Origin of the sequence: Pseudomonas sp. BW16M2 (assembly GCF_014268865.1) — a bacterium.
GTDB lineage: Bacteria > Pseudomonadota > Gammaproteobacteria > Pseudomonadales > Pseudomonadaceae > Aquipseudomonas > Aquipseudomonas peradeniyensis.
The window spans coordinates 328,307-349,429 of sequence record NZ_JABWRI010000001.1 but is presented as its reverse complement, the minus strand read 5'-3'; the positions used below and the strand labels follow the sequence as shown (position 1 = coordinate 349,429).

The window sequence follows — 21,123 nt, the reverse complement described above, 5'->3', positions numbered from 1 at the left end:
TTGAAGGCGTGAACGGAAAAAGTGCGCCGATCATAGCAGGGTTGCGCCCGCCGCCGCAGGGCGCTGGTCGCGAGAATCGTCCGGTTACAAGGGGGTGCGGCATATTCAACGATTGAACGGCAGTGTTCCACGGAGCGTCTACAGTTGGACAAAGGACTGGTGCTGAATCTGCCAGACCAGTGAATCTTTGGCCTTCGCACCGGTCTGTAGCGTGACCGCGTTTCGGTCGCCCCACACTTGTCTACGCTATACCCGTGCGAGACTCACTCAGGAATCCAGCGCAATTATGAATGTCCTGATCGTTGATGATGAACCCCAGGCCCGCGAGCGCCTGAGCCGGCTGCTTGGCGAGCTGGAGGGGTACACCGTGATGGAGCCCAGCGCCACCAACGGCGAGGAGGCCCTGACCCTGATCGAAAGCCTCAAGCCCGACGTCGTGCTGCTGGATATCGGCATGCCGGGCCTCGATGGCCTGCAGGTCGCCGCCCGGCTGTGCGAGCGCGAGTCGCCGCCAGCGGTGGTGTTCTGCACCGGCGACGATGAATACGGCAGCGAAGCCTTCAGGGACAGCACCCTGAGCCATGTCGAGAAGCCCATCCAGCCGCAGGCCCTGCGCGATGCCCTGCGTCGGGCGGAAAAACCCAACCGTGCTCAGCTGGCGGCATTGACCCGCCCCGCCGGCGACGCCGGTGGCGGCCCGCGCAGCCATATCAGTGCCCGTACCCGCAAGGGCATCGAGTTGATCCCCATTCCCCAGGTCATCTACTTCATCGCCGACCACAAGTACGTCACCCTGCGCCATGAAGCAGGCGAGGTGCTGCTCGATGAGCCGCTCAAGGCCCTGGAGGACGAGTTTGGCGAGCGTTTCGTGCGCATCCACCGCAACGCGCTGGTTGCCCGCGAGCGCATCGAACGGCTGCAGCGCACGCCGCTGGGGCATTTCCAGCTCTATCTCAAGGGCCTGGAAGGCGACGCCCTGACCGTCAGCCGCCGCCATGTGGCGGGGGTGCGCAAGATGATGCAGTCCTTGCACTGAATGGCCTCAGGGAACGTGGGAGCGGGCTTGCCCCGCGATAGCAGTGCAAGATCCGCCATCGCAATCGAGGGCCAAGCCCGCTCCCACGCAAATCGCGACCAGTATCGACTGTGCAGGGAGCGTGATTGCTGATCTGAATCTGCGGGCACAACCGGAGGAGCTGTTATCATCGGCGGTATTTCTCTGGATCGGTGCGTTTCATGTCCACTCGCGAAATCCGCATTGCCACCCGTAAAAGTGCCTTGGCCCTGTGGCAGGCCGAATACGTCAAAGCCCGCCTGGAACAGGCGCATCCCGGCCTGCTGGTGACCCTGGTGCCAATGGTCAGCCGTGGCGACAAGCTGCTCGACGCGCCGCTGGCGAAGATCGGCGGCAAGGGCCTGTTCGTCAAGGAGCTGGAAACCGCCCTGCTCGACAACGAGGCCGACATCGCCGTGCACTCGATGAAGGACGTCCCTATGGACTTCCCCGAGGGCCTGGGCCTCTACTGCATCTGCGAGCGTGAAGACCCGCGCGACGCCTTCGTTTCAAACACCTTCGCCAGCCTCGAGGCCTTGCCGGCCGGCAGCATCGTCGGCACTTCCAGCCTGCGCCGCCAGGCCCAGTTGCTGGCGCGCCGACCCGACCTCGAAATCCGCTTCCTGCGCGGCAACGTCAACACCCGCCTGGCCAAGCTCGATGCCGGCGAGTACGACGCCATCATCCTCGCCGCCGCCGGCCTGATCCGCCTCGGCTTCGAGAACCGTATCAGCGCCTCCATCAGCGTCGATGACAGCCTGCCGGCGGGCGGCCAGGGCGCGGTGGGTATCGAATGTCGCAGCGCCGACGCCGAGATCCATGCCTTGCTGGCGCCGCTGCATCATGCCGACACCGCCGACAGGGTGGTGGCCGAGCGTGCGCTGAACAAGCGCTTGAATGGTGGCTGCCAGGTCCCGATCGCCTGCTACGCCGTGCTCGAAGGCGACCAGTTGTGGCTGCGTGGCCTGGTCGGCCAGCCTTCCGGTGGCACCTTGCTGGTGGCCGAGGCCCGGGCGCCGCGCACCGATGCCGAGCGTTTGGGCGAGCAGGTCGCCGAGGACCTGCTCGGGCAGGGCGCCGAGGCGATTCTCAAGGAAGTCTATGGCGAGGCCGGCCATCCGTGAGCCCCTGGCGCCTGCTGCTGACCCGGCCTGAAGAGGACTGTGCGGCGCTGGCGCAGACCCTGGCCGACGCGGGCATCGCCAGCGCCAGCCTGCCGTTGCTGGTGATCGAGGCAATCGCGCCGGACCCTGCGCAGGTGCAGCGCCTGCGGGCGATCGCCGAGGACCAGGCCATCATCGTGGTCAGCAAGCCGGCGGCCCGCCTGCTGCTGGAACAGCTCGCCCAGGTGGGGGTGACGCCGCCGTCCGCCGGCTGGTTCACGGTGGGCGAGGCGACCGCGCGGATCCTTCAGGAGCACCGCTTGCAGGTGGCCTTTCCGGCGGCCGGCGATGACAGCGAAGCCTTGCTTGCACTGCCCGCCCTGCGCGACGCTATCGCTGCGCCGGCACCCCGCGTCCTTATCGTTCGCGGCGTCGGAGGTCGTGAACTGCTGGCCGAGCGTCTTGCCGAGCAAGGTGCTAGTGTCGATTATCTGGAATTGTATCGCCGCTGCCTGCCGCACTACCCCGCCACGACCCTCGCCCAGCGCATCGATGGGGAACGCCTCAATGGCCTGGTGGTCAGCAGTGGGCAGGGTCTGGAACACTTGCATCGACTGGCAGGTGCGGATTGGCCGCGGTTTTCCCGCTTGCCGCTGTTCGTGCCCAGCCCCCGGGTGGCCGAGCAGGCCCGAGCGCTCGGGGCGAAAGACATTGTGGATTGCCGTGGCGCCAGCGCCGCGGCCTTGCTGGCAGCCGTGCAGCGAACCGCTGCGCCTGCCCCTTAAGGCGCTAAGCTAGAGAGCGATGCGCCACCATGCAAAGGATGGATACGTGAGCGAAACTGTCTTGTCCAACACCGAACAGCCCGTGGCGCCCGAGGCGCCGCAATCCGCCACCGCCAAGCCCGCCCGACGCTCCGGCAACGGCCTGGCGCTGCTGGCCCTGCTGCTGGGCGCCGCCGGCGTCGCGGTCGGCGGCTGGGGCGTCTGGCAGGTCCGCCAGCTGCAAGGCAGCGAGCAAGGCCAGGGCGAACACCTGCAAGCCCTCAACCAACGCGCCGACGCGCTGCAGCAGCGCGAGCAGCAGCTCAGCGCGCAGTTGGCCAGCCTGCCGGCGGCCAGTGAACTGGAAGACCGTCGGCGCCTGGTGGCGCAACTGCAGGGCGACCAGCAGCGCCTGAGCCAGCGCCTGGAGACCGTGCTCGGCGAGAGTCGAAAGGAATGGCGCCTGGCCGAGGCCGAGCACCTGCTGCGCCTGGCCACCCTGCGCCTGTCGGCGCTGCAGGACATCACCAGCGCCAAGGCGCTGGTCGAAGGTGCCGATGAAATCCTCCGCGAGCAGAGCGACCCTGGCGCCTTCGCTGCCCGCGAGCAGTTGGCCCGCAGCTTGGCGACGCTGTCCAGCACCGAGCAGCCGGATCGCACCGGGCTGTTCCTCAAGCTCGCCGCGCAGCGTGAGCTGGTGCAGCAGCTCAGTGCCCAGTCGCCGGAATTCGACAGCAAGGCCGACGCCATGGGCGCGCTGACCGCCGATGGCGACGGCGCCAGCCGCTGGTCGCAGTGGTGGGCGGAGATCTCCAAGTACTTCCAGATCGAGTTCAATGCCGACGACAACGTCCGCCCGCTGCTGTCCGGGCAATCGCTCAACCAGCTGCGCCTGGCCCTGAGCCTGACCATCGAGCAGGCGCAGTGGGCGGCCCTCAACGGCGAGGCCAAGGTCTATGCCCAGGCCCTGGACGATGCGCGCAGCGTGTTGCTGGCCAACTTCAACCCGGACAACCCGCAAAGCAAGGCGATGCTCGACAACCTCAACCAGTTGGCCGAACAGCCGGTGTCGGTGGTCACGCCTGACCTGAGCGAGAGCCTGGCCGCGGTGCAGGCCTACATCCAGCGTCGCCACCTGCCGGCCGCCGCCGAAGGGGCCAAGCCATGAAGCGTGTCTACCTGCTGGCGGTGCTGGCGATCGTCGTCGCCGCAGCGCTGGGCATTGCGATCGCCAAACACAGCGGCTACGTGCTGATCGCCTACGGCGGCTTCCGCTACCAGTCGGGGCTGTGGGCGGCGCTCGGCGCGCTGGTCGGCATCATCGTGCTGCTGTTGCTGCTGCGCTACCTGGTCGGCCTGGTGCTGACCTCGTCCGGGGTGGTCAACCCGTGGTCGCGGCGCAACCGCAGCCGCCGCACCCGCATCGCTGTCGAGCAAGGCCAACTGGACCTGGCCGAGGGGCGTTGGGCCAGTGCCCAGCGCCACTTGCAGCGGGCCGCCGAGTCCGATCGCCAGCCGCTGCTCTACTACCTCGGCGCCGCGCGCGCCGCCAACGAGCTGGGACGGGTCGAGGAGCGCGACAACCTGCTCGAACGCGCCCTGGAGCGCCAGCCCCAGGCCGAGCTCGCCGTTGCCCTGACCCATGCCCAGTTGCAGATGGACCGGGGCGAGAGCGAGGGCGCACTGGAGGCCCTGCAAGCGATGCAGGAGCGCCACCCGCACAATGCCCAGGTGCTGCGCCTGTTGCAGCGCCTGCACCTGGAACGCGGTGACTGGCCGGCGCTGATTCGCCTGCTGCCGGACCTGCGCAAGCACAAGGTGCTACCGGCGGCAGAACTGGCTGACCTGGAGCAGCGTGCATGGGGCCAGAACCTGGGCCTGGCGGCGACCCGTGGCGAGGATTCGCAGACAGCACGCCAGGCGCTCGAGCGCGCCTGGCAGCAGCTGACCAATGCCCAGCGCCAGGAGCCGCAGCTGGTGTCGGCCTATGCCGAGCAACTGCGTCAGGTCGGTGCCCAGGGCGAGGCCGAGCAGGTGCTTCGCGGCGCGCTCAAGCGCGGCTACGAAAGCCATCTGGCGCGCCTTTACGGGTTGGTGCGCGGTGATGACCCGGCGCGCCAGCTGCAAACGGCCGAAGGCTGGCTGAAGGAGCATCCACAGGACCCGAGCCTGCTGCTCACCCTCGGCCGGCTGAGTCTGCAGAACTGCTTGTGGGGCAAGGCACGGGATTATCTGGAGAGCAGTCTGCGCATGGAGCGCAATCCGGAAACCTGCGCCGAGCTGGCACGCTTGCTGGCCGGGCTCGGCGAGACCGAGCGCAGCAATCAGTTGTTCCAGGAGGGCCTGGGGCTGCTGGATGAGCGCCTGCTAGCGTTGCCGCTGCCGGAGGGTGTTCGGGCCTGAGGCCCAACCCTTTCAAGGTGTTGAGAAGAGGCGTTCGACTTGGACTTGCCGGGGTCGCTTTGCGACCCTTTCGCGGCACAAGGCCGCTCCTACAGGTGATCGCGCCATCCTGTAGGAGCGGCCTTGTGCCGCGAATGGACTGCAAAGCAGCCCCGGCAATCTTGAATTGAAGCGGCCATATCCGAAAAAACGCAAAGACCTTGAAAGGGATGGACCTGTCGCGCATCGCGGGCATACTTGCTTGTGCAGGTGCGATGTTTTGCCAGCGACGCGTTGCATTCTCTGATGAGCGATGACTCAAGACGCCCTCTACGTAGAGGGCGTCGAATCGTCCTTCGTCCGCGTCGGAAGATTCCCACGTTTCACGAAAATGATTCCCTAGCCATTCAGCGACTTGTCTGCACTGTAGCGCCTTGATACAAAGCGCCCCTTTCCTCTACCGTTTCAAACCACTTCCTTCATTTTCGGATCACTTCTGCCCATGTCGCTGGCCTGCTTGCGCAGCTCGTTCCTTCCCGCCTTCCTGGCCGCCGTGGCGGTGCTGGTCGCATCGTTCCGTCTCGAGAACGTGGTCGGCCTGGACCCCTGCGCGTTGTGTTTCAGCCAGCGCCTGATGCTGGGCCTTTTTGCGCTGGCCTGCCTGGTCGCCACGCTCCACGCCGGCGCCCGTCGCTGGCATGCCTGGCTGGCGCTGCTGTTCGCGTCGGCGGGCGCCTTGCTGGCGGGGCGGCATGTCTGGCTGCAGGCCGAGCCGCTGCCGGTCAGCGGTTGCCACCTGCCCCTGGCGCACCTGGTCGAACGCCCGTGGCACGAGATCCTGCAGGCGTTCCTGCTGGGCAGCCCGGACTGCGTGTCGGTCAACTGGAGCTTTCTCGACCTGACCCTGCCGGAATGGAGCCTGCTGGCGTTCCTGTTGCTGGCGGCGGTGCCGTTGTCGTGGCTGGTGCTGTATCGATTGCGCCAGGACGCGGCGGGTTGATCCACGGCAATGCACCGGGTGTTGCGCGACCAGCGGTGGCCGGCAACGGGATTAAACGCTTGTATGAACTTTGTCTGCTGCGTACCTTGAAGGGCAGGTCGCGCGGGAATAATCTCCCAGCACGCTTACCGAAAATACAACTGCTCGATGCCGTTTGCTGATGTCACCTTTGTGCCACGGTGTTGTGTCGCGAGGTGCAGCGGCATCTACCCAGAAGGGAAGAGATCGCCATGCTCGATAGTTGCCAGAACGCCCAGGAACGCTGGGGCGGTGTTCACAAGCTGATCGATCGTTGGCTGGAGGAGCGCCAGGAGCTGGTGCATGCCTTCCGCGCCTTGCGCGATGCCAAGCCGGCCTTTGCCGACAAGGACAAGAACCGCGATTTTTGCGCGCTCCTGGTCGACTATGTCTCGGCCTGGCACTTCGAAGTCAGCGAGCAGCTGGTCAGCGAAGCCAAGGCCTTTGGCGATACCAAGGCCCTGGAGCTTGCCACACAGATCAACCCGCGTATCGATGACAGCACCCAGATCGCGCTGGCTTTCAACGACCATTGTGAGAAGGGCGAGTGCACCGACCCCGAGCGCTTCGCGGATAAGCTGGGCAAGCTGGGCGGCCTGTTGCGAGAGCGCTTCGAGCTGGAGGACTGCCTCATCGAAGTGCTACATACCGCGCACAAGGAAGAGGACGCGCTGCAGGCCTGATTCAGTCGGCCACGTCCAGCAGTTCGATCTCGAACACCAGTGGGGTATAGGGTGCGATCAGGTCACCCGCACCGTCGGCGCCGTAGGCTTGCGCCGACGGGATCACCAGCCGCCACTTCGCCCCCGCTTTCATGCGTGGCAGCGCCACCTGCCAGCCCTCGATCACCGAGTCCAGCTTGAACCATTGCGGTTGCAGGTTCTGGTCGAACACCGTGCCATCCGGCAGTTTCCCCACATAGCGCACCTGCACGCGACCGCTGGCCTTGGGTTGCGCGCCGTTGCCGCTGGCGAGTTCGCTGTAGAGGATGCCCTCGGGCAGCTCGCGGACCCCGGCCTTGGCCCGCTCACCGGCAATGAAGCGTTTTTCCGCTTCCACCAGTTTGTCCACCTGGGCCTGTTCGGCGGCGGCGTTGGCTTGCGTCTCGTGCTGCTCGAGGATCGCCTGCATGCGTGATTTGGCAATGCGTGGCGGCTGGCCCTGGTAGGCCTGGCGCAGGCCTTCGACCAAGGCGTCGAGCTGCAGGCCGGGGACTTCCTGGCGCAGGCGCTCGCCCAGGCTGGCACCGAGGCTGTAGGCCAGGTCGCTGTCGTTGGCGGGGGCGGTTTCGGCGTTGGCGAGGGAGAGCGGCATCACCAGGCACAGGCCCAGAATCAGATAACGAGGCATGGACGGTTCCTGCGGTAAAGAGCGCAAAGTATGCCAGCGTTGTTGGGCGAAGATGTGTAAATATCGGCAGTGCACTAATGGGCAACTACACTTGTTTCCAGCTGCAAGACAACAACTTTGCCCAGGCATGCAACGCGGCGCTACTGAGACTGTCAACATGCCCTAGCGGCGGTAGCAGCAGAAGCATAGTATGAGCCGCACTCTCGTCAGCCAGGAGGTAAACCATGTCGGCCAAGAAGAAAGCAGTCAGTACGCCGTTGCACCTGCTCCAGCAACTTTCGGGGAGCTTGCTCGAACATTTGGAAGATGCCTGCTCCCAAGCGCTGGCGGATGCCGAGAAACTGTTGGCCAAGTTGGAAAAACAACGTGGCAAGGCCCAGGAGAAACTGCATAACGCTCGCCTGAAGTTGCAGGACGCCGCCAAGGCCGGTAAAGCCAAGGCTCAGGGCAAGGCGCAAAAAGCCGCGGGTGAACTTGAACACTTGCTCGATTCGCTCAAGGATCGCCAGGCCCAGACCCGAACTTACATCCAGCAACTCAAGCGTGATGCCCAGGAAAGCCTGAAACTGGCCCAGGGTGTTGGCAAAGTGCGTGAGGCGGCCGCCAAGGCCCTGGACTCGCGTACTGCGGCACCGAAAGCGGCCGCGAAACCTGCTGGCAAACCAGCGGCCAAGCCTGCTGCCGCCAAGGCACCGGCGAGGACTGCAGCCGCGAAACCTGCCGCCAAGCCAGCGGCCAAACCGGCTGCTGCCAAGGCTCCCGCGAAGACCGCTGCAGCGAAACCTGCCGCCAAGCCAGCGGCCAAGCCTGCTGCCGCCAAGGCCCCGGCGAAGACCGCCGCCGCGAAACCTGCGGCCAAGCCAGCGGCCAAGCCTGCTGCCGCCAAGGCCCCGGCGAAGACCGCCGCCGCGAAACCTGCCGCCAAGCCAGTGGCCAAGCCTGCTGCTGCCAAGGCACCGGCGAAGACCGCCGCCGCGAAACCTGCCGCCAAGCCAGCGGCCAAACCAGCTGCTGCCAAGGCCCCGGCGAAGACCGCTGCAGCGAAACCAGCAGCCAAACCAGCGGCCAAACCTGCCTCCGCCAAGGCCCCGGCCAAGCCAGCAGCGGCCAAGCCCGCCGCCAAACCTGCAGCCAAGCCAGCAGCCAAGCCAGCCGCCGCCAAAGCTCCGGCCAAGCCTGTAGCCAGCAAACCAGCCGAAAGCAAGGCTGCCACGCCGACCGCCAGCGCCACCCCGGCGCCTGCGACCAGCGCGGCCACGCCTGCGGCAACCACCACACCGGCTCAGTCGCCGACTTCGGCGTCCTGAAGCTCACGGGCCGCGGCGCGCAGCTGATGCAGCGCGTCGTGGTCCCGGGCCTGGTCCGGCGCCAGCCGGGTCAGCCAGTCCTGCGCGGCGCCCGCTTGCGCAGGCCACTCTTGCGCCAACGCCTCCAGACGCTCCAGCAAGGTGCGTTCAGCCTGCAACTCCAGCGCCTTCACCTGCTCACGCATCACGCTCAGTTGCGGGTCGGCCAGCGCCTGCTCGCGCCATTGCCGGCGTAGCGCGCGCAGCGGCGTCACCACATCGCGTTGCCAGGGGCCGGCCAGGGCCTGCAGGGCGGCGATCCGCGGTTCATCGGCGGCCACGCCGCGGGCCTGCAGCCAGGTGCCGCAAAGCAGCAGGCAGACATCGCCGCCCAGTTCCTGGAGGGCCAGGCTGGCGGCCTCGACGCCTGGCTGGGCATACAAGGCCAGGGCGTGATTCCACAGGTCGGTGTGCATGGTTTCACTCGCGCCAGTGATCGGCGAAGCTGGTAGACTCCGCGACCATCATGATCAGACTATCGAACCTCACTTTACAGCGTGGTCCCCAGCGCCTGCTAGAAGGCGCCGAGATGACCCTGCACACCGGTCACAAGGCCGGCCTGATCGGCGCCAACGGCGCCGGCAAATCCAGCCTGTTCGCCCTGCTGCGCGGTGAGCTGTCGCCCGATGCCGGCGATTGCCTGCTGCCCGGCGACTGGCGCATTGCCCACATGCGCCAGGAGGTCGACACCCTCGACCGCATCGCCGTGGACTATGTGCTCGACGGCGATGCCCGCCTGCGCAAGGTCCAGGCGGAGCTGGCCGCCGCCGAGCAGGCCCACGACGGCACCGCCTTGGCGCGCCTGCACAGTGAACTGGACAGCGCCGACGGCTACACCGCCGATGCCCGCGCGCGCAAGCTGCTGGCCGGCCTGGGCTTCACCAACGAGCAGATGGGCCGCCGCGTCGGTGACTTCTCCGGTGGCTGGCGGATGCGCCTGAACCTGGCCCAGGCACTGATGTGCCCGTCCGACCTGCTGCTGCTCGACGAGCCCACCAACCACCTGGACCTCGATGCCATCCTCTGGCTGGAAGAGTGGCTCAAGGGCTACCCGGGCACGCTGCTGCTGATCTCCCACGACCGCGACTTCCTCGATGCCGTGGTCGACCATGTGCTGCATGTCGAACAGCGCAAGCTCAATCTCTACAAGGGCGGCTACAGCGCCTTCGAGCGCACCCGCGCCGAACGCCTGGCGCAACAGCAGCAGGCCTACGAGAAGCAGCAGGCGCAGCGCGCGCACATGGAAAAGTACATCGCCCGCTTCAAGGCCCAGGCCACCAAGGCCCGCCAGGCGCAGAGCCGGATCAAGGCCCTGGAGCGCATGGAGGAGCTGTCGGCGGCCCACGTCGACTCGCCGTTCGACTTCGTGTTCCGCGAGTCGGAGAAGATCTCCAGCCCCTTGCTCGACCTGTCCGAAGGCCGCCTGGGCTATGACGACAAGGCCATCCTCGAGAAGGTCAAGCTGCAACTGGCGCCGGGTGCGCGGATCGGCCTGCTCGGTCCCAACGGTGCCGGCAAGTCGACCCTGATCAAGAACCTCGCCGGCGAACTGCAGCCGTTGTCCGGGCGCCTGGTGCGTGGCGAGAACCTCGCCGTCGGCTACTTCGCCCAGCACCAGCTCGACTCGCTGGACGACAAGGCCAGCCCGCTGCTGCACCTGCAGCGCATCGCCCCGGGTGAGCGCGAGCAAACCCTGCGCGACTTCCTCGGCGGCTTCGACTTCCACGGCAACCGTGTCGACGAGCCGGTGGTGAATTTCTCCGGTGGCGAAAAGGCCCGCCTGGCCCTGGCGCTGATCGCCTGGGAGCGGCCGAACCTGCTGCTGCTTGACGAACCGACCAACCACCTCGACCTGGAGATGCGCCTGGCGCTGACCATGGCCCTGCAGGAGTTCGCCGGTGCCGTGGTGGTGGTGTCCCACGACCGTCACCTGCTCAAGAGCACCACCAACGACTTCCTGCTGGTGGCCGATGGCAAGGTCGACACCTTCGACGGCGACCTGGACGACTACAGCCGCTGGCTGGTCGAGTACCGCCAGCGCAACGCGCCGGTGAGCAGCACGCCCGCGAACCCGGACAAGACCGACAAGAAGGCCCAGCGCCAGGCCGCCGCAGCCTTGCGCCAGCAGTTGGCGCCGCACAAGAAGGCGGCCGACAAGCTGGAGACCGAACTCAACCAGGTGCACCAGCAACTGGCCGAGATCGAAGCAGCGTTGGGCGACAGTGGTCTGTACGAGGCCTCGCGCAAGGATGAGCTGCGCGACTTGCTGGCCCGCCAGACCAAGCTCAAGCAACGCGAAGGCGAGCTTGAGGAAGCCTGGATGGAAGCCCTGGAAACGCTGGAAAGCATGCAGGCCGAGCTCGAGGCGCTGTCCTGATGGAGGAGCTGCGTTCGCTGCTGCCGGGGCAGTGGATGGACACGTTCTGGCTGGGGCTGCAGATCCTGCTGATCCTGATCGCCGCGTTCATCCTGCAGCGCATGGTCGCCCGCGGCCTGCGCAGCCTGGGCGAGCGCTACCCGTTGCCGCACGAGCTGATGGTGCCGGTGCGCGGTGCCCTGCGCTGGCTGATCATGGGCAGCGCGTTGCTGTTCGTGCTCGAGCGCATGGGGGTGTCCGCCACGGTGCTGTGGACGGCATTGTCGGGCTTCGTCGCGGTGGCGGCGGTGGCGTTCTTCGCCATCTGGAGCGTGCTGTCCAACCTGCTGTGCGCGGTGCTGATCTTCACCGTCGGGCCGTTTCGCATCGGCGATGTGGTCGAGCTGGTCGACACCCTCGACAAGCCGGGGGTGAAAGGCCGGGTGATCGCCATCAACCTGCTGTACACCACGCTGATGGAAACGCCGGAGGCGGGCGGGGCGCTGGTGCAGGTGCCGAATAGCCAGTTCTTCCAGAAGGCCGTGCGCCGTTGGCGTGGTGCCGAGGCTTCAGTGGCCTTGCACGAGGCGCCTGTCGAGAGCGACTGACAGGGCGCTGCTCATTGTAATCGCGGGGCAAGCCCGCTCCCACGCCCTGGTCCTTTTGGATGGCAGGCGTGGGAGCGGTCTTGCCCCGCGATCGTTTCAAGCAGAAAAACCACTGGTTATTTTTTCGCCAACACCTTAGCTTAACGGTTTGCAAAAGCTGTTCGAGCGAGGTGTGCGATGTCGATGGAAACGTGGTTGGCCTTCTTTGCCGCGTGCTGGGTGATCAGCCTGTCGCCGGGTGCCGGGGCAATCGCCTCGATGTCCAGCGGGCTGCAGTACGGTTTCTGGCGTGGTTACTGGAACGCCCTGGGCCTGCAACTGGGCCTGATCGTGCAGATCGCCATCATCGCCGCCGGTGTCGGCGCCATCCTCGCCGCGTCGGCCACCGCCTTCCAGGTCATCAAGTGGTTCGGTGTCGCCTACCTGGTCTACCTCGCCTACAAGCAATGGCGCGCCCTGCCGATGGACATGAGCGACGAGTCCGGCGTGCGGCCGATCGGCAAGCCGCTGAGCCTGGTGTTCCGCGGCTTCCTGGTCAACGTCAGCAACCCCAAGGCGCTGGTGTTCATGCTGGCGGTGCTGCCGCAGTTCATCAACCCGCACGAGGCGCTGCTGCCGCAGTATGTGGCGATCACCGTGACCATGATCAGCGTCGACCTGCTGGTGATGGCGGGCTACACCGGGCTGGCTTCGCGGGTGCTGCGCCTGTTGCGTACACCGAAGCAGCAGAAGCGCCTGAACCGCACCTTTGCCGGACTGTTCATTGGTGCGGCGACGTTCCTCGCCACTCTGCGCCGGGCGCCGCTCTGATTTCGACCGGCCGATGATCATCGCGGTGCGCCGATGCGACTGGCCCCGCGATTGTTTTCAGCGCTGCTTGTCCACCAGCCCCTTGAGCAGATCCACCGGCAGCGGAAACACGATGGTCGAGCTCTTGTCCCCGGCAATCGACCCCAGCGTCTGCATGTAGCGCAGCTGCATCGCCCCCGGCTCCTTGCCTAGCATCTGCGCCGCCTGCATCAGTTTCTCCGACGCCTGCAGCTCGCCTTCGGCATGGATCACCTTGGCCCGTCGTTCGCGCTCGGCCTCGGCCTGGCGGGCGATGGCGCGGACCATCGACTCGTTGAGGTCGACGTGCTTGATCTCGACGTTGGCCACCTTGATGCCCCAGGCGTCGGTCTGCGCGTCCAGCACCTCGCGGATGTCCGAGTTCAGCTGCTCGCGCTCGGCCAGCAGTTCGTCCAGCTCGTGCTTGCCGAGCACGGCGCGCAGGGTGGTCTGGGCCAGCTGGCTGGTGGCGGTGAGGAAGTCTTCGACCTGGATGATCGCCTTCTGTGGGTCGAGCACGCGAAAGTACAGCACGGCGTTGACCTTGACCGAGACGTTGTCGCGGGTGATCACGTCCTGGGGCGGCACGTCGAGCACCACGGTGCGCAGGTCGACGCGGACCATCTGCTGGATGCCGGGAATCAGGATGATCAGTCCCGGGCCCTTGACCTGCCAGAAGCGCCCGAGCTGGAACACCACGCCGCGCTCGTACTCGCGCAGGATGCGCAGGGCCGACAGCAGCAGTATGCCCAGCAGCACCAGCACGGCGCTGAATCCGAATTGCATGAACATCGTCTACTCTCCTTGCGCCGTGGGCGCAGTGGCGCTGACCTCCAGCGTCACACCATGACGGGCCGTCACCCGCACGTGCTGGCCCGGCTGCAGCGGTGTCGCGCACTGCGCCTGCCACTGTTCGCCCTGGGCCTGTACCGAGCCACAGAACGGGTTGTCCGCGCGCACCTGGGTCACCGTCGCCAGGCTGCCCACCAGCCCGGCATCGCCACTGACCAGGGCTCGCCTGCGCGCCTTCAGCGCCATGCCCAGCACGCCGCCGAGCAACAGCGCCGACAGCACCGCCAGGCTGACGATCAGCGTCAGCGGAATGCCAAAGCCAGGGGCGTCGGTGTCCATCAGGATCACCGCACCGACCACGAAGGCGACGATGCCGCCGAAGCCGATCACCCCGAAACTGGGCAGGAACGCCTCGGCGACCATGAACGCCACCCCGAGCAGGATCAACGCCACCCCGGCGTGGCTCACCGGCAGCAATTGCAGGGCGTACAGCGCCAGCAGCAGGCAGATGCCGCCGACCACGCCGCCGACCCCGGAGCCGGGGTTCATGAATTCGACCAACAGGCCGTACACGCCGATCATGATCAGGATCAGCGCCACGCTGGGGTTGGTGATCACCGCCAGCAGGCGGGTGCGCCAGTCCGGCAGGTGCTCCACCACATTGGCGCCGGCGGTCTGCAGGGGCAGGGCCTGGCCGGCGACGGTCAGCGTCCGGCCATCGAGCTGGCGCAGCAGGTCGGGCAGGTCAACGGCGACCAGGTCGATCACCTTCAACCGTTGCGCTTCGCTGGCCGACAGGCTGACCGCCTCGCGCACGGCCTTTTCCGCCCAGTCGGCGTTGCGCCCGCGCAATTGCGCCAGGCCGCGGATGTAGGCCGCGGCATCGTTGACCTGTTTGCGGGCGAGGGTGTCCTGCTCGCTGTTCGCGGCGGGCTTTTCCTCCGTGCCGGGGACACCGATCTGTACCGGCGTCGCCGCGCCCAGGTTGGTGCCCGGGGCCATGGCCGCCACGTGGCTGGCGTAGAGGATGTAGGTGCCGGCGCTGGCCGCCCTGGCACCGCCCGGGGCGACGTAGGTGGCCACCGGCACCGTGCTTGCGAGGATGGCCTTGATGATCTGGCGCATGGCGCTGTCGAGCCCGCCGGGGGTGTCGAGGCGGATCACCACCAGTTGCGCGCCTTGCGCCTGCGCCTGGTCCAGCCCGCGCAACAGGTAGTCGGCACTGGCCGGGCCGATGGCGTCGTCGACGCTCAGCAGCCACACGTTGGCGCCGGGCGCGGCCAAGCCGCCCGGAGCGAAGCCCAGGATCAGCAACAACAGCAGCATGCGCCAGCGCCGGGCGATCACCTGTCGTCACCTCATGCGGACCTGTCCTTGAAGTTTAGCCGTGGCTGCCGGGCCACGGCCTAAACTTGAGGGTGGGGGCAAAACCGGAGGTGCATCATGCGTATGGCCAAGACCCTTCAGCAGCGCCTGGACCAGGCCAACTGCGACTACGACATCATTCCCCATCCCCATTCGGCCACCAGTCTGGAGTCGGCGCGCACGGCCGGCGTACCCGCCGAGCGGGTCGCCAAGTCGGTGATGCTCGATGACCGCCATGGCAACTACATCATGGCCGTGCTGCCGGCCAACCGGCACCTGGACATGACCGAGGTGCGCATGACCGGCGCCTGGCAGTTGACCCGCGAAAGCAACCTGCCGAGCCTGTTCGGCGATTGCGAGCGCGGCGCCATCCCGGCCCTGGGCGACGCCTACAACATTCCCATGCTGCTCGACCGGACCCTTACCCGCCAGGGTGATGTCTATCTCGAGGCAGGTGACCACGATCACCTTATCCACATGAGCATGGAGCAATACTTGAAACTGGTGCCGCACGCCGAAGTGCGCGAACTGAGCTGATGCTCGCAACCCACGCCGGGCTGGCGTCGTGGACGACCGGCCCGGCCATAGGAGTGAATCATGGAAGCGCCGATCCACAAGTTTTCCGAACTGTTCAAGCAACTGGGCCTGCCGGACGATGCGCTGGGCATCGACCAGTTCATCACCAGTCATTCGCCGCTCAAGGGGGATGTGAAGCTGGTGGATGCGCCGTTCTGGAACGAGTCCCAGCGTTCGTTCCTCAGGGACAGCATCCTTGAAGATGCCGATTGGGCGGAGCTGTTCGACCAACTCAACGAAGCGCTGCGCCGTCCCCGCCAATAAAGCGCCGAGCGGCACCTGATGGGTGATCGGGGCGTTGCTATGCTCAGGTAAAACAAGAGGGGATGGCGCAATGAAAGATCCCTACGCACCAGGTTTCTGGTGCACCGTGACGATCCTGGGCACCCTGACCGCCGGCTACTTCTACGGTATCCGGCACACCCACACGATGAACCAGGCCGTGCAGTTTCTCTATGCCGCCGCCGCCGTGACCGCGGCGGTGGCGTTGTGCGGCCTGGCGTGGATCGCCTGGCAGCAGCTGCACCTGAACAGGCGCGAAGTCGCCCAGGGACGAACGTTGCTGACCATCTGGAACACCAAGGTCGCCCTGCGCCGGGTCGAGACGGTGTTCGACCGTTATTTCTGGGGCAGCTACTGGCACTCCGGGCGCACCTTCGAGGAGGTGATGGGCGAGCTCAAGGGCACGCCGCTGGAGCAGAGCCTGGACGCCCTCAAGCGCCAGTGCCGGGAACTCGACCGGGAAGTGCACGACCACCACCATCACTGGCTGGCCAATGCCCGCGACCTGTCCAGCGTGGCCACGGCCATGGCCCGCGAGCGCTACCAGCTGGACCTGTGCGACGCGCCGGCCCGTGACGGCGGCAACACCGCCGTGCTCAACAGGGATCTGGAAGTGCTGGTGTACACCTGGTCGGCGCGCCTGCGCAGCTTCGACCATCAGCTGGACGAGCTGGAGCGCGCCTATCACTGAGCAGGGTCATTCACCGCGGATGTACTGCTCCAGTTGCAGGATCAGGTTGGCCTGTTCGGCGATGGTTTCCTTGACCAGGTCGCCGATCGACAGCAACCCGAGCAGCTTGCCTTCGTGAACCACCGGAAGGTGGCGCAGGTGGCGGTTGGTCATCAGGTTCATGCAGTACTCGAGGTTCTGCTTGGGCTCCACCGTGACCACCGGAGAACTCATGATGTCGCGTACCGGCGTGGCCGCCGAAGAGCGACCCTTGAGCACCAGCTTGCGGGCGTAGTCGCGTTCGCTGACGATTCCCACCACCTGGTCGTTCTCCACCACCGGCAGTGCACCGACGTTCTTCTCCGCCAGCAGCCTCAAGGCATCCAGCACCGAGTCGTCAGGGTTGATGGTGTAGACGGTGTGGTGCTGGGACTTGGCTTTGAGGATTTGTTCGACGTTCTTCATACGGGCCTCTGTGGGTGGAAACGCGACGTGTCGGAGTAAATAAAGCATCCGGCACGGCGCTCTGCACGGCAATGCAGGAAACGGCATCGAGGTGATTGAAAAACGTCATTGCGGCAAGGGGCCGCAACGCGGCCCCAAGTGGGTCATCAGAGCTTCGGCATCTGCCCGATCCGCGCCACCATCTCGCTGACGATCTGCAGGTCGAGCATGAACTGCTCCACGGTCTTGAACTCGTTGTCGTTGTGCCCGGTGTACTTCACGTCCGGCATGGCCAGGCCGAACTGCACGCCGTTGGGCAGGTCGTGCACCGAGGTGGCGCCGGCGGAGGTGCCGTACTCGTGCTTCATGCCCAGGTTCTCGCTGGCCACGGCCAGCAGGGCCTTGACCCATTCGCCTTCGGGGTTGCGGTACATCGGCGCGTCGAGGGTGTAGTCGAAGGCCACCTGGGTCTTGCTCTTGGCTTTCCAGCCATCGAGCTTGCCGGCGATCTCGCCCTTCAGGGTGTCGAGCGACTTGCCCTTGGGAATGCGCAGGTTCACCGCCAGCTTCAGCGCCTTGTCATCCAGGCCGACGAAGGTCAGCGAGGTGGTCAGCGGGCCCATGAAGTCGTCCTTGAAGCCGACGCCGAGCTTGTTGCCCAGGTAGTCCAGCCCCCAGTTGTCGGCGGCGTAGCGGGCGGCGTCGGTGATGTGGTTGTGCTTGAGCGGCACGTCCTTGCCAAGGCCGTTGAGGAAGTCGAGCATGCGCGCCACCGGGTTGACCCCGGACTCGGGCTCGGAGGAGTGCGCCGATACGCCGGTCACGGTCAGCAGCACCTGCTTGCCGTCGACCTTGGCGTCGATGCTGAAGTCGCCGCCATGGCGTTTGACGTAGGCCGCGCCGGCCTTGTTCAGCGCCTTGGCAAGGTCGGCCGGCTTGTCGCCGGTCAATGTCGCCACCGAGCTGCCGGGAATCTGGTTGGTGGCCAGGCCGCCGGTGAGGTTGACCACCTCGGCGCCTTTGCCGTCACCGGCACGCTTGGCGAAGGTAGCCATGACGGTGCCATAGCCTTTCTCGGCGATCACCACCGGGTAGCCGCCGTCCAGCGCCAGGTTGTAGTCGGGGGTGGCGTTGCGTTCGAAATAGTAGGGGATGGCGTCGCCGGTGGTTTCCTCGGTGGTGTCCACCAGCAGCTTGAACTGGCGCGCCAGCGGCAGCTTCTCGTCCTTGGCCACCTTCAGCGCGTACAGCGCGACGACGATGCCGTTCTTGTCGTCCTCGGTGCCGCGGCCATACATGCGGTCGCCCACCAGGGTGACCTTGAATGGGTCGAGCTTGGTGCCGTCCTTGAGCTTCCAGTTTTCCGGAGTGACCGGTACCACGTCAGCGTGGGCGTGGATGCCGATCACTTCCTTGCCTTCACCGAGGGTGATCTCGTAGACGCGGTTGTCGATGTTGCGGAACGTCAGGCCGAAGCCCTCGGCCAGGGCCTTGATCTTGTCGGCGATCTTGAGAAATTCCGGGTTCTCGTGCTGCGCCACGCCCTCTTTGCGATAGGTCGGGATCTCCACCAGCTCGCGCAGGGTTTCCTTGGCGGCCTTGCCGTACTTGATGCGGGTGTACAGGCCCAGCAGGCGGTTGATCTCGTCCTGCTGCTCGGCGCTCAGCGGCTTGCCGGCCAGGTACAGCTTGAGGGTGTCATCCAGCTTGTCGGCCTTGGCCAGGTCGCTGCCGGCCAGCTTGCCGAGGAACTGCTTGAAGTCGGCCGGGTCGCTGCCGTCGTAGGCCTTGATGATGGCGGCGGACTGCTGCTGGGAGAGGTTGGCCTGGGCCGGGATTGAGAACATGGCCACGCTGGCCAGCAGGAGCGATGCGGCGGATAGCTTGGTAAATGGCATGGGGGTGCGCATTCCTTTGCAAGGGGTGGAGGTTGACCGTTTACGCAAACGGAAGATGCCCACGCTATCACCAATGACCACCGGCACGGGAGAGGTGGCAATGTGCTTTTCTGCACAAACGTGCGAGCTTTCATCTACGGCGCGGCCTGCAGGTTTATGGCAAAAATGCGTATCATTAGCGTTTTTTGTAATAACCCTCGCGTCACAAGAGAAGGATCCTCATGTTCATGTCTTACCTTGCACCCCTGGCCGGGGTGCTGGCATTCACCCTGGCCTGCATCGCGCCTGCCCAGGCCCGGGACGATGGCACCGACCACTCCGTCACCCTGGAAAAGGTCGTGCAGACCTTCACCGTGCAGGCCGACGGCAGCTTCCAGGTGGCGGTCGAGTCGGTCTCGCGCATCAACGAAGAGCGGGCCATCCAGGCCAAGGCCCAGCAGCCGCTGAGCTACAACCGCTCGTACGAAACCCTGGAGGTCGACGAAGCCTTCACCCAGAAGCCCGATGGGCGCAAGGTGATGGTCGATGCCTCGCAGATCAAGGAGCAGCAGGAGCAGGCGTCCACCTACGCGCCGATGTTCCAGGACTCCCGGGTCAAGGTGGTGATCTTCCCGGAAGTGGCCGTCGGCGACCGCCTGGTGCTGCGTTACAAGCGCCATCGCAGCACTGCGCTGTTCCCCGGCCACTTCGAGGACCTCACAGGTCCGGATTTCCACCCCGTGGAGCAGTTCTCGCTGATCTACGACCTGCCGGCGGATCTGCCGCTGTACGCTGATGCTCGTGGCTTCAAGGCGTCCACGCCCAAGGCCGGCAAGGGCCGCAAGGTCTACCGCTGGGACTTCGTGCCCGCCGACAGGGCCAGGATCGAGGCGAGCGCCGTGTCCTACCTGGACTACGGCCAGTACCTCGCGGTCTCGACCTTCAAGGACTACGCAGGGCTTGCCGCCAGCTACCAGGCGCGCGCCGACGTGCAAGTGACACCGGCCATCGCCGCGTTGGCCGAACAATTGACGGCGAACCTGCCCGACGCCCGGGCCAAGGCGCTCAAGCTCAGCGACTGGGTGCGTGAGAACATCCGCTACGTGGCGGTCTATGTCGGTGCCGGCGGCGTGGTTCCGCACGCGGCGCAGAGCGTGCTCGACAGCCGCTATGGCGACTGCAAGGACCATGTGGCCCTGCTCGAGGCGCTGCTCAAGGCGGCGGGTATCGAGAGCTCGCCGGCGCTGATCAACCTCGGCAATGCCTACCAGCTGCCGAAGGTGCCGACACTCGGCGTGCTCAACCATGTGCTGACCTATGTGCCGAGCCTCGACTTGTACCTGGACTCGACCGACCCGTCGGTGGCCGCCGGTTACCTGCCGCTGATGGACCTGGACAAGCCCACGCTGCTGACCGCCACCGGCGTGTTCGGCAAGACCCCGGCCACCCAGTTCGGCAAGCAGGTCGGTGAAATGCTGTTCAAGGTCAAGGACACGGGGGCCGCGGACTTCACCGGCGACTCGACCATCGAAGGCTGGGCCAGCGAGGTCAACCGCTATGGCGCCAAGACGATGAAACCGACGGACCTCGATCGCATCGTCGAGCAGGTGCTCAATGCCTATGGGCAACGGGGCAGCGGCAAGATCCTGATCCAGCCGTCGACAGCGCCGGAGCACTTTCGCAGCCAGGTCCAGGGCCATACCGAGAACCTGGTGAACCTGCCCGGCCCGGTGGGCGTGCCAGCCCTGAGCAGCCTGGTGGGCGGCATCGCGCAGACAGTCTATGGCTTTGCCACCGAGAACGAACGCACCCAGGGCTTCGTCTGCATCTCCAACGAAACCCTGGAGCAGTCGCGCTTCGAGTTCCCTGCCGGGGTCACCGTCCTGGCGACGCCCAAGGCCGTTGCCGTGAAGGAAGGCAGTTTCGACTACAGCGCCCGTTACACCCGGGACGGCAACGCCGTGGTGGTCGAGCGTCGCATGCAGTTCAAGCACCCGAAGGCGGTGTGCACGCCTGAGGAGTTCAAGGCGATGAAGCCGGTCATCGAGACCATGGTCCGGGACCTGCAGGGCCAGATCATCGTGCAGGGCTGAGGCCTGGAAACGAAAAAGCCCCGCCAGAGTGATCTGAGCGGGGCTTTTGCTTGCCGGCACCGGTGAAAACACACGGGTGACGGCTGATATCATGGCGCACTCGGCGGGATTCGAACCCACGACCCCTGCCTTCGGAGGGCAGTACTCTATCCAGCTGAGCTACGAGTGCAACGGGCCGCATGATACCCATCTGTGTCGGTGGCGTCCATGGCCTT

The 21,123-nt window shown here is 65.9% G+C and carries 21 protein-coding genes and 1 tRNA gene; 15 read left to right on the top strand and 7 right to left on the bottom strand.

Annotated features, from left to right (window positions below):
- The first annotated feature begins 286 nt into the window (after window positions 1-286).
- The 7 genes from HU735_RS01525 to HU735_RS01495 all read left to right on the top strand — a co-directional run bounded on the left by HU735_RS01525 (window position 287) and on the right by HU735_RS01495 (window position 7,004).
- A complete protein-coding gene (locus tag HU735_RS01525) occupies window positions 287-1,036 on the top strand; it encodes a LytTR family DNA-binding domain-containing protein (RefSeq protein WP_050703278.1) in 750 nt (249 codons plus the stop codon).
- A gap of 200 nt (window positions 1,037-1,236) precedes the next feature.
- Window positions 1,237-2,178 carry a hydroxymethylbilane synthase gene (gene hemC, locus HU735_RS01520; protein ID WP_186712151.1) on the top strand — a complete coding sequence of 314 codons (942 nt, stop codon included), beginning with the start codon at window positions 1,237-1,239 and terminating at the stop codon, window positions 2,176-2,178.
- The gene (locus HU735_RS01515; RefSeq protein WP_186712150.1) at window positions 2,175-2,942 is read left to right on the top strand and encodes a uroporphyrinogen-III synthase; all 768 of its coding nucleotides are present in this window, start codon (window positions 2,175-2,177) and stop codon (window positions 2,940-2,942) included. Before hemC ends, HU735_RS01515 begins: the two co-directional genes overlap by 4 nt.
- 46 nt (window positions 2,943-2,988) lie before the next feature.
- Entirely contained in the window at window positions 2,989-4,089 is a 1,101-nt protein-coding gene (locus tag HU735_RS01510) for a uroporphyrinogen-III C-methyltransferase (RefSeq protein WP_186712149.1), read from the top strand.
- Window positions 4,086-5,324 carry a heme biosynthesis protein HemY gene (locus tag HU735_RS01505; RefSeq protein WP_186712148.1) on the top strand — a complete coding sequence of 413 codons (1,239 nt, stop codon included), beginning with the start codon at window positions 4,086-4,088 and terminating at the stop codon, window positions 5,322-5,324. Before HU735_RS01510 ends, HU735_RS01505 begins: the two co-directional genes overlap by 4 nt.
- 481 nt (window positions 5,325-5,805) lie before the next feature.
- Window positions 5,806-6,303 carry a disulfide bond formation protein B gene (locus HU735_RS01500; protein ID WP_186712147.1) on the top strand — a complete coding sequence of 166 codons (498 nt, stop codon included), beginning with the start codon at window positions 5,806-5,808 and terminating at the stop codon, window positions 6,301-6,303.
- 230 nt (window positions 6,304-6,533) lie between these two features.
- Window positions 6,534-7,004 (top strand): Rsd/AlgQ family anti-sigma factor, encoded by a 471-nt coding sequence (locus tag HU735_RS01495; RefSeq protein ID WP_050703285.1) that lies wholly within the window; start codon window positions 6,534-6,536, stop codon window positions 7,002-7,004.
- A 1-nt stretch (window position 7,005) separates the two neighbouring features.
- Here HU735_RS01495 and HU735_RS01490 read toward each other — a convergent pair whose 3' ends face one another.
- On the bottom strand, window positions 7,006-7,671 hold the full coding sequence (locus tag HU735_RS01490) for an FKBP-type peptidyl-prolyl cis-trans isomerase (protein WP_186712146.1): 666 nt from the start codon (window positions 7,669-7,671) through the stop codon (window positions 7,006-7,008).
- Window positions 7,672-7,895: 224 nt separating this feature from the next.
- On the opposite strand from HU735_RS01490, the gene HU735_RS01485 reads away from it, so the two are divergent.
- Window positions 7,896-8,978, top strand: coding sequence for an AlgP family protein (locus HU735_RS01485; protein ID WP_186712145.1), 1,083 nt, complete (start codon window positions 7,896-7,898; stop codon window positions 8,976-8,978).
- On the opposite strand, the gene HU735_RS01480 is transcribed toward HU735_RS01485, so the two are convergent.
- Complete coding sequence (locus HU735_RS01480; RefSeq protein WP_186712144.1) at window positions 8,954-9,433, bottom strand: TIGR02444 family protein; 480 nt, start codon at window positions 9,431-9,433, stop codon at window positions 8,954-8,956. The two genes, HU735_RS01485 and HU735_RS01480, sit on opposite strands and share 25 nt — an antisense overlap.
- 50 nt (window positions 9,434-9,483) lie before the next feature.
- Between HU735_RS01480 and HU735_RS01475 the strand changes: the two genes are divergently transcribed.
- The 3 genes from HU735_RS01475 to HU735_RS01465 all read left to right on the top strand — a co-directional run bounded on the left by HU735_RS01475 (window position 9,484) and on the right by HU735_RS01465 (window position 12,791).
- Window positions 9,484-11,394 (top strand): ATP-binding cassette domain-containing protein, encoded by a 1,911-nt coding sequence (locus tag HU735_RS01475; RefSeq protein WP_186712143.1) that lies wholly within the window; start codon window positions 9,484-9,486, stop codon window positions 11,392-11,394.
- The gene (locus HU735_RS01470; protein ID WP_186712142.1) at window positions 11,394-11,981 is read left to right on the top strand and encodes a mechanosensitive ion channel family protein; all 588 of its coding nucleotides are present in this window, start codon (window positions 11,394-11,396) and stop codon (window positions 11,979-11,981) included. The genes HU735_RS01475 and HU735_RS01470 overlap by 1 nt, the downstream gene beginning before the upstream one ends.
- 177 nt (window positions 11,982-12,158) lie before the next feature.
- On the top strand, window positions 12,159-12,791 hold the full coding sequence (locus tag HU735_RS01465; protein ID WP_186712141.1) for a LysE family transporter: 633 nt from the start codon (window positions 12,159-12,161) through the stop codon (window positions 12,789-12,791).
- A gap of 57 nt (window positions 12,792-12,848) precedes the next feature.
- Here HU735_RS01465 and HU735_RS01460 read toward each other — a convergent pair whose 3' ends face one another.
- Entirely contained in the window at window positions 12,849-13,601 is a 753-nt protein-coding gene (locus HU735_RS01460; RefSeq protein ID WP_186712140.1) for a slipin family protein, read from the bottom strand.
- A gap of 3 nt (window positions 13,602-13,604) precedes the next feature.
- On the bottom strand, window positions 13,605-14,948 hold the full coding sequence (locus HU735_RS01455) for a nodulation protein NfeD (RefSeq protein WP_186712139.1): 1,344 nt from the start codon (window positions 14,946-14,948) through the stop codon (window positions 13,605-13,607).
- A gap of 96 nt (window positions 14,949-15,044) precedes the next feature.
- On the opposite strand from HU735_RS01455, the gene HU735_RS01450 reads away from it, so the two are divergent.
- From HU735_RS01450 to HU735_RS01440, 3 genes are all read left to right on the top strand, one after another.
- The gene (locus HU735_RS01450; protein ID WP_028688593.1) at window positions 15,045-15,503 is read left to right on the top strand and encodes a YbaK/EbsC family protein; all 459 of its coding nucleotides are present in this window, start codon (window positions 15,045-15,047) and stop codon (window positions 15,501-15,503) included.
- A gap of 60 nt (window positions 15,504-15,563) precedes the next feature.
- Window positions 15,564-15,806 carry a DUF2789 domain-containing protein gene (locus HU735_RS01445; protein WP_028688592.1) on the top strand — a complete coding sequence of 81 codons (243 nt, stop codon included), beginning with the start codon at window positions 15,564-15,566 and terminating at the stop codon, window positions 15,804-15,806.
- A 70-nt stretch (window positions 15,807-15,876) separates the two neighbouring features.
- On the top strand, window positions 15,877-16,515 hold the full coding sequence (locus HU735_RS01440) for a hypothetical protein (RefSeq protein ID WP_028688591.1): 639 nt from the start codon (window positions 15,877-15,879) through the stop codon (window positions 16,513-16,515).
- A 6-nt stretch (window positions 16,516-16,521) separates the two neighbouring features.
- On the opposite strand, the gene HU735_RS01435 is transcribed toward HU735_RS01440, so the two are convergent.
- Both HU735_RS01435 and HU735_RS01430 read right to left on the bottom strand, forming a co-directional pair.
- A complete protein-coding gene (locus HU735_RS01435) occupies window positions 16,522-16,959 on the bottom strand; it encodes a CBS domain-containing protein (protein ID WP_050703295.1) in 438 nt (145 codons plus the stop codon).
- 146 nt (window positions 16,960-17,105) lie between these two features.
- Window positions 17,106-18,836 carry a dipeptidase gene (locus tag HU735_RS01430; protein WP_186712138.1) on the bottom strand — a complete coding sequence of 577 codons (1,731 nt, stop codon included), beginning with the start codon at window positions 18,834-18,836 and terminating at the stop codon, window positions 17,106-17,108.
- A 227-nt stretch (window positions 18,837-19,063) separates the two neighbouring features.
- On the opposite strand from HU735_RS01430, the gene HU735_RS01425 reads away from it, so the two are divergent.
- Window positions 19,064-20,908 carry a DUF3857 and transglutaminase domain-containing protein gene (locus HU735_RS01425; RefSeq protein WP_186712137.1) on the top strand — a complete coding sequence of 615 codons (1,845 nt, stop codon included), beginning with the start codon at window positions 19,064-19,066 and terminating at the stop codon, window positions 20,906-20,908.
- A 92-nt stretch (window positions 20,909-21,000) separates the two neighbouring features.
- On the opposite strand, the gene HU735_RS01420 is transcribed toward HU735_RS01425, so the two are convergent.
- Window positions 21,001-21,077, bottom strand: a tRNA-Arg gene (locus tag HU735_RS01420).
- Window positions 21,078-21,123 lie beyond the last annotated feature (46 nt).

Coding starts and splice junctions, on each gene's coding strand:
- HU735_RS01525 (WP_050703278.1), top strand. CDS start 287: ATGAATGTCCTGATCGTTGATGATGAACCCCAGGCCCGCGAGCGCCTG.
- hemC (WP_186712151.1), top strand. CDS start 1,237: ATGTCCACTCGCGAAATCCGCATTGCCACCCGTAAAAGTGCCTTGGCC.
- HU735_RS01505 (WP_186712148.1), top strand. CDS start 4,086: ATGAAGCGTGTCTACCTGCTGGCGGTGCTGGCGATCGTCGTCGCCGCA.
- HU735_RS01500 (WP_186712147.1), top strand. CDS start 5,806: ATGTCGCTGGCCTGCTTGCGCAGCTCGTTCCTTCCCGCCTTCCTGGCC.
- HU735_RS01495 (WP_050703285.1), top strand. CDS start 6,534: ATGCTCGATAGTTGCCAGAACGCCCAGGAACGCTGGGGCGGTGTTCAC.
- HU735_RS01490 (WP_186712146.1), bottom strand. CDS start 7,671: ATGCCTCGTTATCTGATTCTGGGCCTGTGCCTGGTGATGCCGCTCTCC.
- HU735_RS01485 (WP_186712145.1), top strand. CDS start 7,896: ATGTCGGCCAAGAAGAAAGCAGTCAGTACGCCGTTGCACCTGCTCCAG.
- HU735_RS01480 (WP_186712144.1), bottom strand. CDS start 9,433: ATGCACACCGACCTGTGGAATCACGCCCTGGCCTTGTATGCCCAGCCA.
- HU735_RS01475 (WP_186712143.1), top strand. CDS start 9,484: ATGATCAGACTATCGAACCTCACTTTACAGCGTGGTCCCCAGCGCCTG.
- HU735_RS01470 (WP_186712142.1), top strand. CDS start 11,394: ATGGAGGAGCTGCGTTCGCTGCTGCCGGGGCAGTGGATGGACACGTTC.
- HU735_RS01465 (WP_186712141.1), top strand. CDS start 12,159: ATGTCGATGGAAACGTGGTTGGCCTTCTTTGCCGCGTGCTGGGTGATC.
- HU735_RS01460 (WP_186712140.1), bottom strand. CDS start 13,601: ATGTTCATGCAATTCGGATTCAGCGCCGTGCTGGTGCTGCTGGGCATA.
- HU735_RS01450 (WP_028688593.1), top strand. CDS start 15,045: ATGCGTATGGCCAAGACCCTTCAGCAGCGCCTGGACCAGGCCAACTGC.
- HU735_RS01445 (WP_028688592.1), top strand. CDS start 15,564: ATGGAAGCGCCGATCCACAAGTTTTCCGAACTGTTCAAGCAACTGGGC.
- HU735_RS01440 (WP_028688591.1), top strand. CDS start 15,877: ATGAAAGATCCCTACGCACCAGGTTTCTGGTGCACCGTGACGATCCTG.
- HU735_RS01435 (WP_050703295.1), bottom strand. CDS start 16,959: ATGAAGAACGTCGAACAAATCCTCAAAGCCAAGTCCCAGCACCACACC.
- HU735_RS01430 (WP_186712138.1), bottom strand. CDS start 18,836: ATGCCATTTACCAAGCTATCCGCCGCATCGCTCCTGCTGGCCAGCGTG.
- HU735_RS01425 (WP_186712137.1), top strand. CDS start 19,064: ATGTCTTACCTTGCACCCCTGGCCGGGGTGCTGGCATTCACCCTGGCC.